This window comes from Streptomyces sp. NRRL WC-3618, assembly GCF_001280005.1.
Taxonomy (GTDB): Bacteria; Actinomycetota; Actinomycetes; order Streptomycetales; family Streptomycetaceae; genus Streptomyces.
Map to the genome: position 1 here is coordinate 44560 of NZ_LGDW01000119.1, position 13736 is coordinate 58295.

Here is a 13736-nt window from a genome sequence, read left to right on the forward strand (position 1 = left end):
AATTCGGCGGCGATAAACCGGTCGGAGGTAACTCCAGGGCCTCGGACAACTGTCGTCAGTCGCCTGTCAGTTGGTTATCAGTAACGGCTGTTTCGATGGGGGAGTCGCAGTCGATTCGGAGAGGTGGTGGCCGGAGTGCCGCACGATTTCCCCACCATGGAGAAGCTGACGCTCATGCCCAGGCACGAGCGTCGGGACGTCATCGAGAGCCTGGTGGTCGAGGAGTTCAAAGCAGCACTTTTCATGACGGACGATGATGAATTCGCGCTCGATGTCGGCTTCTTCGATCTCGGTCTCACCTCGTTGCGTCTCAGCGAGCTGAAACTCGCTTTGGAACAGAAGCTGGAATGTGAAATTTCGACGGCCGACCTTTTCGGGCATCCGACTGCGGGCCATCTGATCGACCACCTTTCCGAATGACGTCCCGGCTGGAGACCATCAATGTCCAGAGAGTCTGAGCCGAGGCAGGACGAGCTGGCCGCCGCACTGGCCGAGTTGCGGTGCGCGAAGGAAGAGCTCGCCGAGCTGACGCGTGAGAAGTACGAGCCCATCGCCATCGTGGGAATGGGGCTGCGCTACCCGGGTGGGAACAGCAGCGCCGACGAATTCGCCGACTTCCTCCGGGAGGGGCGCTCGGGCATCCGCGCCCTGCCGGCCGACGAGCGTCGGCAACTGGCGCCCGACCCCGAATCCGACAAGGGACCCACCGGGGAGCGGCCCAGCGGTGGCTTCCTGAACGACGTCGACCGGTTCGACGCCGCCTTCTTCTCGGTGTCACCCAAGGAAGCCCCGTACATCGACCCCCAGCAGCGCCTCGCCCTGGAGACGGCCTGGGCGGCGCTGGAGCACGCGGGCATCGACCCCACCTCCCTGCGGCACGGCGACACCGGCGTGTTCATGGGCGTCACCACCCTCGACTACATCTTCGAATCCACCGACCTCGAGTCCGCCGATGTGGACGCCTACCTCGCACCGGGGCTGACCCACAGCGCCGTGTCGGGCCGGCTGTCGTACTTCCTGGGCCTGCGCGGGCCGTGCATGACCGTCGACACCACCTGCTCCTCGTCCCTCACCGCGACCCACCTCGCCGTGCAGGCCCTGCGCGGCGGGGAGTGCGGCGTCGCGCTGAGCGGCGGGGTCAACGTGATCCACAACGCGCACAACCACAACATCCTGGCCCTCGGCGGGGTCCTGGCCGCCGACGGCCAGTGCAAAACCTTCGACGAACGAGCCGACGGATACGCCCGCGCCGAGGGTTGCGGTGTGCTGGTCCTCAAGAGGCTCTCCGACGCACACCGCGACGGCGACACCGTGCACGCCGTGATCCGCGGCTCCGCGGTCGGTCAGGACGGCGAGAGCGCGGGCCTGGTGGCCCCCAACGGCGCGGCTCAGGAACAGGTCATGCACTCGGCCCTGGCCCGGTGCCGCATGACACCCGCGGACATCCAGTACGTCGAGGCGCATGGCACCGGCACCGCGCTCGGCGACCCCACGGAGATGGACGCGATCATCGACGTCTTCAGCCGGTCGCACACCACGGACCGGCCTGTCGTCGTCGCCTCGCTGAAGACGAACTTCGGCCACATGGAGGGCGCGGCCGGGGTGGGCGGGATCATCAAGACGGCCCTCCAGCTGCGGGAGAAGGTGATTTTCCCGCACCTGAACCTCGTCACCCCCTCCCGCCGCATCGCCTGGGCCGACGCCCCCGTCACCGTCCCCACCGAGATCCGCCCGTGGCCCGCCGCCGACACCAGGCGCGCCCTGGTGAACGGCTTCGGTGTGACGGGCACCATCGCGTCGATCGTCCTGGAGGAGGCGCCGCCCTCCCCGGCCGCGCCCGAGCAACCCGAGCCGGCCGTCGACGAGCGTCCCGGCGAGCTGCTCACCCTCTCCGCCAAGAGCCGCAAGTCCCTGCGCGGGCTCGCCGAACGCCATCTCGACCATCTCGCGCGCAACCGGGACCTGGCGGTCGCCGACCTGTGCCGGACCTCGAACATCGGCCGGGCACATTTCCGGCACCGGATCGCCGAGGTGGTGCGTGACCAGGAGGGCGCCGTCCGGCTGCTACGCAAGCGGCTCGCGGCGCTCGAACAGGGGGATACCCGGGGAGGCGGATCCGGCGCCCCGAAGGTGGCGTTCCTCTTCCCCGGCGCTGGGGCGCAGTACCCCGGGATGGGCGCCGTGCTCTACCGGCAGTACCCCGCCTTCCGTACCGCTCTCGACGCGGCCGACCGCATCCTCACACCGCTGACCGGAGTCCCGATCGGTGAGCTGGTGCGCGGCGAGTGCACCGCGCCCGAGCGCATCCACGAGGCCCGCTACCAGCAGCCCGCCCTGTTCAGCCTCGAATACGCCATGGGGCAGCTCTGGCTGTCCTGGGGCGTCCGCCCCTCCGTGCTGATCGGTCACAGCCTGGGCGAGTTCGCCGCCGCGGTGACCGCCGGCCTGTTCTCGCTCGAGGACGCCGCTCGTGTGGTGGCCGCCCGCGGACGGCTCAGCGACCGGGTGCAGGGCAAGGGAGGCATGGCGGCGGTAGGCGCGGCGGCCGCCGAGATCGCCCCGCTCGTCGAGGGGTACCCGGACCTGGTGATCGGCGCCGTCAACGGGCCCGGCCAGTGCCTGCTGACCGGGGGGAGCGACTCCCTGGCCGACGCACAAGGGCGCCTGACGGAGCGGGGCGTCAAGGTCACCCTGCTGCGGGGGGCGGCGCCCTACCACTCCCCGCTCATGGCGGAGATCGCCGACGAGTACCGCGAGGTGCTCGCCTCCGTGGAGTTCCACCCGCCGACCATGACCCTCGTTTCCAACGTCACCGGCCGCGTGGCCAGGGGCGGTGAGATGGGAAACCCCGAGTACTGGGTACGCCATCTGCTCGAACCGGTGCAGTTCGAGTCCGGTGTTCAGGCGGTGGCCAAGCGCGGACGGCACGTCTTCGTCGAGGTGGGCCCCTCGACCGCGCTCACCGCGCTCGCCAGGACCTCGGCGAGCGACCCGGACCACGTCTGGCTGAGCAGCACCTTCCGCGACGACCACGACGGCGACATGATCCGCCGCTCGCTGGCCAAGGCGTACGAGGCCGGTGTTCCCGTCTCCTGGGCGGGATACCACCTGGGCGCGCCGCAGGGCAGGGTGACGATCCCCTCGTATCCGTTCGACGGGAAGCGGTACTGGCTGCCCACCCCGCAGCGCCGGGCGGCCGAGGCGGCCCGGCTGGCCGGAGGGCGGCCCGAGGAGGAGCGGGACGCGAACGGCCGTCTGTTCTACGAGCAGCACTGGGTGACCCGGCCGCTGCCCGACAGCCGGCACGACAAGCGCCGCGTGCTGCTCCTCGGAGACCCGGCGAACCGGCCCGCCGCGTTGGAGAACGCCGCCGCCAGGGCCGGCGTCGACCTCGTCCTCGCGGCCGACGCACAGGCCCTGGGTGCCGCGCTGGACGAGGCGCCGCCCACCGACCTGTGCTGGTTCTGGCGCGCCGACCCGGACGACGGTATCGGTGCCGAGGGGCTGCGCGCCGCGTGCGAACGCAACTACCGCGATCTGCTCGCGGTCCTCGACACCCTGGCGCGCAAGGGCTTCGGCCGGGGCCAGCGCCTGTGGCTGGTCACCGAGGGCGCACAGCGGCTGCCCGGCGACAAAACCCCGCAGCCGCTGACCGCCGCGGCCACCCTGTGGGGCTTCGGCCGGGCCCTGGGCGTCGAATGCCCCGGATACCAGGTGACGCTGGTGGACCTGCAACCCGGCGAGAACAGTGCCGCGGGGCTGGTGGACGAGTGGATGGCGGCTGAGGAGACGGAGTTCGAGGTCGTCCACCGTGCCAAAGAGCGTTGGGTACGCCGGCTGCGTTCCGCCGAACCGGTGCCCGAGCCGTCCCTGCCGATCGCGGTCCGCCCCGACCGCACCTACGTGGTGGCCGGCGGACTCGGCATGGTCGGGCTGGCCGTCGTGCGGCAGTTGGCCGCCCTGGGAGCCCGCCGCCTCGCACTGCTGAGCCGCACCGGCGGTACTGCCCCCGCCCTCGGCGACGGCGTCACGGTCACGGTCCACCGGTGCGACATCGGCTCCGCCCAGGACATCGACCGCGTCTGGGCCGAACTCGCGGACGCCGGGCAGCCGGTGGGCGGCCTGGTGCACGCGGCCGGCGAGGCGGAGGACCTCCCGGTGGCCCAGCAGAGCTGGGAGAGCCTCGACACCGTGTTCCGGGCGAAGGTCTACGGCGCCTGGCTGCTGCACGAGGCGGCGGCCCGCCTGCCCGAGCTGGACTTCTTCCTCGGCTGCTCCACGGCCGGCGCGCTGCTCGGCGCCACGACCCAGACCAACTCCGGCGCGGGCAACGCCTTCCTCGACCAGCTGATGTCCTGGCGGGCCGGCGCCGGTCTGCCCGCCACCGCGGTCAACTGGGGCCCGTGGGCGCCGCAGGGCCCCTCCCGGCAGCTCAGCTCCTCCCTCGTCAGGAGCTGGCAGGGCCAGGGCATCACGCTCCTCGACCGGTCGGAGGCCATGGACGCGCTCCCGGCGCTGCTCGACCGCGGCCGGGCCCAGGTCCTCATGGGCCTGTGCGACTGGAACCGTTTCGTGTCCCGGCGGACGCAGAGCGCGCTCTTCGACGAGCTGGTGACGGATCGCGGACGGGCCGCGGGCGGGCCGGTGACCGACATCGGTGACCTGCCCGCGGAAGCGGGGCCGGCCCGGTCGGCGGGGATCAACACGATCGTCCGAGCCCGGCTCGCCGACGTCCTCCGCTTCGAGGGCCCCGACGACCTGGAGCCCGACGCGGAACTGGCGGCGTTGGGAATGGACTCGCTCAACTCGGTCGAGATCCGCAACTCCCTGGAAGCGGCCTTCCGGGTCACGCTCCCGGTCTCGGTCGCCTTCGACCGGCCCAGCGTCGACCTGCTCAGCGAATACATCGAAGAGCTGCTGCCCACGGCAGCGGCACCGGCACATCAGCCGGAGACGGGAGCACAGCGATGACCACGTCAACGCGACCGCGGACGTTGCAGGGCGTGATCGCCCACCAGGCGCGGCTGCGGCCGGACCACCAGGCCGTCGTCTGCGCCGGCCAGGCCGTCACCTACGCGGAACTGCACCGGGACAGCGACCGTACGGCGCAGGTCCTGCGTGCGACCGGCGTCGGAAGCGGCTCCCGGGTCGGGTATCTCGGCAAGGAGTCGGTGCAGTACTGGGAACTGGCCTTCGCCTGCGCCAAGACCGGCGCGGTGCTCGTACCCGTCAACTGGCGGCTGACCGCGCAGGAAGTGGACCACATCCTGCGCGACTCGGACACCGAGGCGCTCCTGGTGGACGAGGAACACCTGCCGGTCGTCGCCGAGGTGCGGGCCGGCCTGCCCACCCTGCACACGGTCCTGCGCGTGGACGCCCCCGCCGACGACCCCGACGGGCTGATGGCACGCAAGGCGGCCGTCGGCGACGACACCATCGACGCGGCGGGGGACGACGACGAGAGCCCGGTCGTGCAGATCTACACCAGCGGCACCAGCGGCCTGCCCAAGGGTGTCGTCCTGCCGCACCGCAGCTTCTTCAACGTCGCGGAGGCGATGGACGCCCACGGACTGGACTGGTTCGACTGGAAGCCCGGCGACCGAAGCCTGTGCGGACTGCCGGGCTTCCACATCGGCGGGCTGTCGTACGGGATGCAGGCGTTCAACGCGGGCGTCACCGTGGTGTCCCTGCCCGCCTTCATCAGCTCCGACGCGGTGCGGGTGATCGAGGAGGAGCGGGTCACCACCGCCATCGTGGCCCCGGCGATGCTGGAACTGATGCTCGCCGAGCCCGCCGTCGGCCGGGGTGCTCTCAGCACTCTGCGCAAGGTGGTCTACGGCGGCTCCCCGATCGGCGAGGACCTGCTGCGCCGGGCGCTGGACGTCCTGGACTGTGATTTCCTGCAGATCTACGGCAGCAGCGAGACCGGCAACTTCGCGGTCTGTCTGCCCCCGGCCGACCACGTCGTCGGCAGCCCCCTGCTGCGGGCGGCGGGCCGGCCCTACCCGGGCATCGAGGTGCGGATCGAGGACCAGGACGGCAAGCCGTTGCCGGTCGGCGAGGTCGGGGAGATCTGTGTGCGCACCCCTGCCAGGATGCTCGGCTACTGGCGGCTGCCCGAGGCCACGGCACAAACCGTGGTCGACGGCTGGGTCCGGATGGGGGACGCCGGCTGTCTGGACGAGGATGGGTACGTCCACGTCCGCGACCGGGTCAACGACATGATCATCGTGGCCGGGGAGAACGTCTACCCGGCCGAGATCGAGGATGCCCTGGCCCGGCATCCGGCCGTGGCCGGGGCGGCCGTGGTGGGCCTTCCGCACGAACGGTGGGGCGAGTCCGTGCACGCCCGGGTGGTCCTGGAGCCCGGACAGCGGGCCGGGGCCCGGGACCTGCTGCTGTTCCTGCGCGGCCGACTGGCCGACTTCAAGATCCCCACCTCGTACGACTTCGCCGAGGCGCTGCCGCGCAACCCCAGCGGCAAGATCCTGCGCCGGGCGATCCGGGCGGAACTGAGCGCCCCCGCGACCACGACCGGCTGACCGGCCCGGCGCCGACCCGCACACGCGAAGCGGTGGCCGCCCCGGGCAGGGGCGGCCACCGCCGCGTTGTCGCCGGTCCGTGCGCTCACTCCTGGACGTAGTCCTGCGGTGTGAAGACCGCCGTGCGCTCCCGGTACGTCCTGAGGTCGGACGGCCAGTTGTTGACCACCCTGCCGTCCGCCGTCTTGTACCAGCTCGCGCAGCCGGCGCTGAAAGCGGTCTTCGCCAGCTCTCGCTGGAGTTCCTCGTTGTAGCGCCGCTGCACCTCGGGGTCCACGTCCAGGCGCCGGGCCGGTTCGGCGTCGAGTGCCCGCAGCGCCTGCAGCACGTACGCGATCTGGTTCTCCACCATGAAGAGGATCGAGTGATGGCCCACGTTGGTGTTCGGGCCGTAGAGCATGAACATGTTGGGAAAGCCGCTGACCGCCATACCGAGATACGCCTGGGGACCTTCCTTCCACACCTCGCGCAGCGACCGCAGATCCTTCCCGACGATCTCCACTCCACCGGTCCGGTCGAGCGGCTGGAAGCCTGTGGCGTGCACGATGACATCGACGTCGTGCCGACGACCGTCCGCGGTCCGAATGCCCTCAGGCTCGATGCGGGTGATGCGCTCGGTGACGAGCTCGACGTTGTCACGGCCGAGCGCCGGGTAGTAGTCGTCGCTGATGAGCACCCGCTTGCAGCCGAACGCGTAGTCAGGGGTGAGCAGTTCCCGCAGCGGCCCGTCCGGTACCTGGGTCTCGAGCAGTTCCCCGGCCGCCTGCACGAACTGCGCACGGACAGGGTTGGCGTCGTCGCGCAGGCCGACGGCCCACCCGTCGCGCTCGTCGTGGAGAGCGTCGCGCATGGCCTGGTAACGGTCCGGCTCGGCGAGGAGGGCCGCGCGCTCCTCGTCGGAGAGCGCGCGGTCCTGACGGGCGAGCAGATAGTTCGCGGACCGCTGGAACACCGTCAGTCGCTCGGTCGCCGGGGCGATCGTGGGCACCAGCTGGACGGCGCTGGCCGCGGTGCCGATGCAGGCCACCCGCTTGCCGGTGAGATCGAGGTCGTCGGGCCAGCGCGCGGTGTGCGCCTGCACCCCCGTGAAGCTGTCCGCCCCTTCGATCCGCGCCAGAGCCGGCCTGCTGAGCTGCCCCCACGCCGTGATCAGGACCCGGGCACGCAGCCGCTCGCCGCGCGCGGTGAGCACGGTCCAGCCGCCCTCCCGCGGTGACCACGACGCCTGCGTGACCTCCGTGCCGAAGCGGATGTGTCCGCCGAGGTCATGGGTCTCGGCGAAGCGTTCGAGGTTGCGCAGGATCTCTGGCTGTCCGGCGTAGACGTGGCTCCAGTCGGGCTGCTCACCGAAGGAGTACCAGTACAGGTGGGACTGCACGTCGCAGGCAGCGCCGGGATAGGTGTTGTCACGCCAGGTGCCCCCGACCGACGAGGCCTTCTCCAGCACCCTGAACGAGTGCCGTCCCGCCTCCTTCAGCCGGGCGGCCATGCCGAGGCCCGACATGCCGGCGCCGATGATGACCACTTCATAGTCTTCGTCCACGGCTTTCCCTTCGTCGATCTTCATCCGTCGCCCACTCTGATCACCGGTGCTGACCGGAGACTGAGCGGCGACTGACGCTCGGCCGACTCAGTCCGCGGAGGCCGTCCGCCGGGCGCGGTCGCCGCCGAGAACGGCCTGCGACTGAATGGTGAGACCGACGCTCCGGCCCTCGTCGTCGCTCAACTCCGTCTGGACGACGACGAACGACGACCCCACGTGCAGCGGACGGGCCACCGCGTTGAGCGTCCCGGACCGTACGCCGCGGAAGAAGTTGGTCTTGGACTCGACCGTCGAGGTGGCGGCGCCCGGCGGCAGATTCAGAAAGGCGCACACCGCTCCCACGGTGTCCGCCAGGGACATCACAGCACCTCCGTGCAGCAGTCCCCCCGCCGTGCACAGCTCCGCCGCCCACGGCAGACTGCCGCGCACCAGACCGGGCCCGGCCTCCTCCAGCCTGATTCCGGTTGCCTGTGCGTACGGCATCAGGGCGAGCATCTCTTCCAGACCGACGGCGGACTGCGTCAAGGTGGCCTCCAGCGCGATGGGGGGATGGACGGGGGATACAGACTGCACGATTTTTCAGTGAGCGATCAGGCACGTATCAGACACGGTTGATTGGATGTCGGCGACCGCTTCCCACGACCCGAGAGAGGTGCGCGATGGGCGTCTCCCGTCAGCCGCTCCGCCGCCGGTGGTTCACGACGTCCGGCGCTGACCCCAACGCCCCTTACCAGGTGTTCCTGTTCCCGCATGCCGGCGGCACCGCCTCCATGTACCAGGCGTGGGCCGCCACCCTGCCGTCCAGCATGGACGTACGCACCCTGCAACTGCCAGGGCGTCAGGAGAGGCTGGACGAGGAGCCGTTCTGTGATGTGACACCGCTGCTGGAGGCGCTTCAGGAGGCGTTCGAGGCCGAACTCGACGGTAGGCCTTACCTGTTGTTCGGGCACAGCTTCGGCGGGCTCCTCGCCTACCGGCTGTCCGTGGCCGCCGAGGACGCCGGCATCCCGCTTCCCACGCTCCTCGCGGTCTCCGGCTGGGCCCCTGGACTGAGATCGTCCGAAGAGCTGGAGGCCGTCGCCGGGATGTCCGACGACGCGCTGCTGGCCCGGGTGGCGGAGCTGGGCCTGATGCCGGAGGGCACGACGCTCGACCCGGCCACACTGTCCACGATCATGCCCGCCATGCGCGGTGACTTCCTGGCGGCCGGCAGCGTCAAGAACGACGGAGCCATGGTGCCCTGTCCCGTTGCCGCCTACTGCGGCACCACTGATCCGATCCTCCGACCCCAGGACATGGCCGGCTGGGCGGAACTCTCCACTGACTTCCTCGGCGTCACGGAGTTCCCCGGCGGCCACTTCTACCACTTCGACCACGCAGCCGCAGTCCACCACGGCCTGGACCGCCAGCTGCGCCGACTGGCCACGCAGGTGTAAGGACACCGAGGGTACCCGGGCCGGGACCGACCGAATGCGGAGTGTTGGTACTCGCACGCTGGAGCTAATGTTCTTCAATGATCACCCAGTTACTGCGGTCGCCTGGTACCCCCGACGTCGGAGTGCTGTTGCGCAGATGGCGTGACCGACGCGGGGTCAGCCAGCTCGAACTAGCATCTCGAGCCGACAGCTCTGCCCGGCATATCAGCTTCATCGAGACCGGCCGGGCCAAACCCAGCCACACCCTGCTGATGCGGTTCGCCGAGCAGTTGGACGTGCCCGTACGCGAACGCAACGCCCTTCTGATCGCCGCCGGGTTCGCCCCGGTCTTCTCCGAGACCCCGCTGAACGACCCGGCGATGGAGACGTTCAGCGGCGAACTCGACCGCCTGCTCGCCGTTCACGAACCGAATCCGGCTCTCGTCCACGACGGCCTCTACAACGTTGTGGGCGCCAACCGCACGCTGCTCGCGCTGATCTCGGGCATAGCCGACCATCTGCTGAAGCCGCCCATCAACACGATGCGCCTGACGCTTCACCCGGAGGGCCTGGCTCCCCGGATTCTCAACTTCGCCCAGTGGCGCGCCCATCTGCTGGGGCAGATGGAACGGCAGATCTCGGTGACCGGCTCGGCAGCCCTGGCCGACCTCTATCAGGAGGTGGCCGCCCATCCCGTCCCCGATGGAGAGCCCGTGCTGCCGGCCGCCTACGCGCTGCCGCTGTACATCGAGTGGGAGGGGCGGCAGCTGTCGTTCATCTCTATGCTGACGACCTTCAACACCCCGCTGGACGTGACCGTTTCCGAGCTGGCGATCGAGACTTTCCTGCCCTCGGACCCGGAGACGGCCGCCGCCCTGCGCGATATGTCGGGTGAGGTCAGGCCCCCGGAACCCGGTCCAGGAAGCCGCTGACGGTGATGATGCGGCCGTCGTCGGCCAGCGTGATGACGTCGGAACCGCCGGCCGGGGAGGAGCCGTCGGCCTTCGACACAAGGTCCCACGAGAAGCGGGCGATGTTGTGGTTGCCGTCCACCGACCCCTTCATCCGGAACTCGAAGCCCGGGAACTGGGCCTGGGCGCCGGCGATCGCGGCGGCGAGGCCCTCGTGGCCCGCCACGTCGGCCAGCGGGTCGGTGTAGGTGGCGTCCTCCGTGAAGGCGTCGGACACGGCCTTGGCGATCGCCTCGTCCCCCTCGGCGTTCCAGGCCGCGAAGTAGCGCTCGGCCGCGGTTGCATACGTCGACATGGAGTTTCTCCTCAGTTGTGGTTCGTAGCCGCGGTGTCGGCGCGGCCGCGTGATCACTGTGCAGGGCACGGGGGGTGCCAGTCGATTACCCGTCAGGTAATCGTCGACCGAGTGAACGGCCCGAGAGCCGACGGCGCCGGCTCTCGGACCGCTCACTCATGCTGTTTCGCGAGGCCCGGGCGGCGGGGCCCGACCGCAGGGCGGACGCCGCCCACGGCGTACGTCGGCCAGGCCCCGTGGCGTGACGGTACGGCCGCGCCGGAGCCGCCGCGCTTCCCGCGCGACGGTGACCGCCGGTGCCCAGCCCCCGGCCGTACGCGTCACGCCATCACGTTCGCCAGCCAGTGCTCCAGCAGCCGCGCATCGCCCGTGATGTCCACCGCGGCCTGCTTCATCGGAACGCGTCGCTTGAGCAGCATCAGCAGATCGCCGGCCCGGCCGCTCACGGTCGTCCCGGCCCGCCTGTCGTCGTCCTCGGCCGCCAGGGCCGGCCCCTCGGGCGTACGCAGCAGCAGCCACTCGGCCTCTGCCACGTCTGCCACGTCCGTCGCCCGGAAGCGCAGCGACTCGCCCTCGCCGGCCATCGCGGCGAGCCGCGGCCCGAAGAACGCCTCGGCGCCGGGCGCGGTGATCATTCGCAGCCAGAGCTGCACGCTTTCCACCGAGAGATCCGAGCGCAGGCGTAAGGCGTCGGGGGCCCGACCGAGCAGCAACTCCGTGTCCGCCCGGTGCACCATGGTCTCCAGGGCACCCCAGCTCGCCCAGAACCGGGTGCCGTCGGCCCCGACGGAGTTCCAGACGTCGCCATCCGGTCCGGCGTCGCGCAGGGCGACGACCAGGCTGTCTGCCGCCGCCAGCACCCATCGCGCGCGTGCCTCGCCACCGTCGAACTCGGCGACCTCGTCGAACGACACCTTGATCAGGTCGTTGACATATTCCGGCCAGGTCCCGCCGTGCGTCGCCCACCGCTCCTCGTCGCCCCCCGCCACGAACAGGTGCGGCGGCAGGAACTCCTTCGCCCGGGTCTCCACCATGCCGGCCGCCCAGGTGAACGCCTGGAACAGGTGGGCCATCAGATGGCTCGTGGTCCACCCCGGACAGGTGCCGACCGGCTCCTCGGGACCCACGTCCCGCAGAATTCCCGCGAGCAGCCGGGCCTCGCTCTCGATGCCGGCACAGAGCTGCTCGTAGCTGATCTCGTCACGGATCTTGTTCAAGGATCTTCTCCTTCGCGATCGACGTTCACCTGGTCTCCAGGGCGGGTGGTACGGCGATCCGTGGCCCCGGGCGACGGAAGTCGCCGTCCTGGAAGAGCAGCGGCTCACCGGAGGTGTGAGCGAAGTCCTGCACCTCGCCCAGGAAGAGGACGTGGTCGCCTCCGTCGTACGTGCGCCACGGCCGGCACAGCAGCCAGGCCACAGTGCTGTCGAGCCGAGGCACACCGTCCTGGTCCAGCCAGGGAACGGCGAGCGCGGACTGCGGCCGGCCGGCGAAATGCAGGGCCAGCGGCGCCTGGTCGGCGGCCAGGACGTTGACCACGAACGGTGCGCCGCGCAGCCCCGCGCAGGACCGCGACCGGCGGCTGACGCTGACCAGCACGAGTGAGGGGTCGAGGGAGACGGAGGTGAACGAGCTGATGGTGACGCCCCGGAAACCGTTGCTTCCGGCATAGGTCACCGTGCTCACGCCCGTGCCGAACCTGCCCAGGCAGTCGCGCAGTTGCCGCGGGTCCGGTCCGGGCTGCCGGGGAGGCGGTCCGGTCAGTGCTGGCTGCATGAACCCTCCAGTGGAAGTGGCGGATGCGGGCGGTGGCGCTTTCCGATCCGGAACGCGAACACGCGCCGACGTCAGGTCGGTCGGCAGGACGGGGCGCCCCGCTGCCCCTCGGCGCTCAGGCCGTGAGGGTCCGCACGGTCGGCAGCATCGCCTCGGCGATCTTCTTCAACTGCGGCTCAGGACGCAGCGACCCGATCCGGACCACGATGTGCCGGGCCCCCGCCCGAACATAATCGGCCAGCCACTCGGCGCAGTGCTCGGCGGTACCCCAGGCGTACGCCTGGATCGCCGACATCTGCTCCAGCGTGCGGCCGTAGTAGTGCTCGATGTAGTGCTCCAGTTCCGCCTTCGCGCGGCCCTCGTCCGGGCCGACCGTGATCGTGGCGTAGAACCCGGGCGTCACCGCGCCCTCGGGGCGCCCGGCCTCGGCCCGCAACGACTCCAGCCGCCGCCAGGCCGCCCCGTACGCCTCGGCTGACGGCAGGAACGGCAGCCACCCGTCGTACAGCCGGGCCACCCGGTCCAGCACCCGGGGTGTGTCACTGCCCGCCAGCCATAGGGGGGGACCGCCCGGCCGGGGCGGGCGGGGCAGCCGGTCGAGCTGCCCGGCCTGCCAGTACCGTCCGCTGAACGCCTCGTCCCCCGCTTCACCCCAGGCGGTCCGCCACAGCGCGACGGTCTCGTCGAGCCGTCCGGCACGCCCCGTGAACGACGCGCCCACGGCAGCGAATTCGGCCTCGGTCTCGGGGACCGGGAAACCCGACCCCAGACCCATGATCAGCCGGCCCCCGCAGACATGGTCGAGGCTGCTCACCATGTTGGCCCCGATGAGGGGATGCCGGAGCGCCGGCGTGAGTGCGGCGGTCCCGAGCGTGATGGATCGTGTCACCGCGCCGGCCGCGGACAGCACCACCAGCGGGTCGAGCCGGGGCCGTGCGGTCAGCGAGTCGCCCGTCCACAACGAGTCAAAACCGAGTCCCTCCGCCTGGCGGGCGAACTCCAGCAGCGGAGAGGCGGTGAAGTCGCCGAGGATGGCCTGCTCACGGGTCGGCAGCAGGACACCGAGACGGGCGGACTGATCGGGGATCGCCATCGCGTGCCTCTCTTCTAGGGGGCTCTCAGGATCTGGACAATGTCTCTCACGGATCCAAACACCGGCCCCTGACGCGCGACTGACCTGCGCCTGAGAGCGGC

General features: G+C 70.7%; 11 protein-coding genes. 5 read left to right on the plus strand and 6 right to left on the minus strand.

The genetic code is table 11. The annotated features are described in order from the left end of the window. Window positions 1-156 precede the first annotated feature (156 nt). Genes ADL01_RS14875 through ADL01_RS14885 form a run of 3 tightly spaced genes read left to right on the plus strand, consistent with a single transcriptional unit; the run spans window position 157 to window position 6542 of the window. Window positions 157-420, plus strand: a complete 264-nt coding sequence (locus ADL01_RS14875) for an acyl carrier protein (protein ID WP_053742496.1) — start codon at window positions 157-159, stop codon at window positions 418-420. A gap of 21 nt (window positions 421-441) precedes the next feature. After that, window positions 442-4971, plus strand: coding sequence for a type I polyketide synthase (locus tag ADL01_RS14880; protein WP_053742467.1), 4530 nt, complete (start codon window positions 442-444; stop codon window positions 4969-4971). Then, complete coding sequence (locus tag ADL01_RS14885; protein ID WP_053742468.1) at window positions 4968-6542, plus strand: long-chain-fatty-acid--CoA ligase; 1575 nt, start codon at window positions 4968-4970, stop codon at window positions 6540-6542. Before ADL01_RS14880 ends, ADL01_RS14885 begins: the two co-directional genes overlap by 4 nt. Window positions 6543-6627: 85 nt before the next feature. Here the strand turns inward: ADL01_RS14885 and ADL01_RS14890 are convergent, their stop codons facing one another. Both ADL01_RS14890 and ADL01_RS14895 read right to left on the minus strand, forming a co-directional pair. Then, window positions 6628-8085 (minus strand): flavin-containing monooxygenase, encoded by a 1458-nt coding sequence (locus tag ADL01_RS14890; protein ID WP_199834827.1) that lies wholly within the window; start codon window positions 8083-8085, stop codon window positions 6628-6630. Between the two features lie 87 nt (window positions 8086-8172). Then, on the minus strand, window positions 8173-8580 hold the full coding sequence (locus tag ADL01_RS14895) for a PaaI family thioesterase (protein ID WP_053742497.1): 408 nt from the start codon (window positions 8578-8580) through the stop codon (window positions 8173-8175). A 164-nt stretch (window positions 8581-8744) separates the two neighbouring features. Here ADL01_RS14895 and ADL01_RS14900 point away from each other — a divergent pair, with 164 nt between their 5' ends. Next, window positions 8745-9521 (plus strand): thioesterase II family protein, encoded by a 777-nt coding sequence (locus ADL01_RS14900; protein ID WP_053742470.1) that lies wholly within the window; start codon window positions 8745-8747, stop codon window positions 9519-9521. A 77-nt stretch (window positions 9522-9598) separates the two neighbouring features. Beyond that, window positions 9599-10432, plus strand: a complete 834-nt coding sequence (locus tag ADL01_RS14905; RefSeq protein ID WP_053742471.1) for a helix-turn-helix domain-containing protein — start codon at window positions 9599-9601, stop codon at window positions 10430-10432. Here ADL01_RS14905 and ADL01_RS14910 read toward each other — a convergent pair. The 4 genes from ADL01_RS14910 to ADL01_RS14925 all read right to left on the minus strand — a co-directional run bounded on the left by ADL01_RS14910 (window position 10398) and on the right by ADL01_RS14925 (window position 13635). Continuing rightward, the gene (locus ADL01_RS14910; protein WP_053742472.1) at window positions 10398-10766 is read right to left on the minus strand and encodes a nuclear transport factor 2 family protein; all 369 of its coding nucleotides are present in this window, start codon (window positions 10764-10766) and stop codon (window positions 10398-10400) included. The two genes, ADL01_RS14905 and ADL01_RS14910, sit on opposite strands and share 35 nt — an antisense overlap. 320 nt (window positions 10767-11086) lie before the next feature. Further along, a complete protein-coding gene (locus ADL01_RS14915; protein WP_053742473.1) occupies window positions 11087-11983 on the minus strand; it encodes a maleylpyruvate isomerase N-terminal domain-containing protein in 897 nt (298 codons plus the stop codon). Between the two features lie 25 nt (window positions 11984-12008). Then, the gene (locus tag ADL01_RS14920; RefSeq protein ID WP_053742474.1) at window positions 12009-12542 is read right to left on the minus strand and encodes a flavin reductase family protein; all 534 of its coding nucleotides are present in this window, start codon (window positions 12540-12542) and stop codon (window positions 12009-12011) included. 115 nt (window positions 12543-12657) lie between these two features. Beyond that, window positions 12658-13635, minus strand: coding sequence for an LLM class flavin-dependent oxidoreductase (locus ADL01_RS14925; protein WP_053742475.1), 978 nt, complete (start codon window positions 13633-13635; stop codon window positions 12658-12660). Window positions 13636-13736 lie beyond the last annotated feature (101 nt).

Bases quoted from the DNA above. Each gene is read 5' to 3' on its own strand.
- ADL01_RS14875 (WP_053742496.1), top strand. From the start codon at position 157: ATGGAGAAGCTGACGCTCATGCCCAGGCACGAGCGTCGGGACGTCATC.
- ADL01_RS14880 (WP_053742467.1), top strand. From the start codon at position 442: ATGTCCAGAGAGTCTGAGCCGAGGCAGGACGAGCTGGCCGCCGCACTG.
- ADL01_RS14885 (WP_053742468.1), top strand. From the start codon at position 4,968: ATGACCACGTCAACGCGACCGCGGACGTTGCAGGGCGTGATCGCCCAC.
- ADL01_RS14895 (WP_053742497.1), bottom strand. From the start codon at position 8,580: ATGCTCGCCCTGATGCCGTACGCACAGGCAACCGGAATCAGGCTGGAG.
- ADL01_RS14900 (WP_053742470.1), top strand. From the start codon at position 8,745: ATGGGCGTCTCCCGTCAGCCGCTCCGCCGCCGGTGGTTCACGACGTCC.
- ADL01_RS14905 (WP_053742471.1), top strand. From the start codon at position 9,599: ATGATCACCCAGTTACTGCGGTCGCCTGGTACCCCCGACGTCGGAGTG.
- ADL01_RS14910 (WP_053742472.1), bottom strand. From the start codon at position 10,766: ATGTCGACGTATGCAACCGCGGCCGAGCGCTACTTCGCGGCCTGGAAC.
- ADL01_RS14920 (WP_053742474.1), bottom strand. From the start codon at position 12,542: ATGCAGCCAGCACTGACCGGACCGCCTCCCCGGCAGCCCGGACCGGAC.
- ADL01_RS14925 (WP_053742475.1), bottom strand. From the start codon at position 13,635: ATGGCGATCCCCGATCAGTCCGCCCGTCTCGGTGTCCTGCTGCCGACC.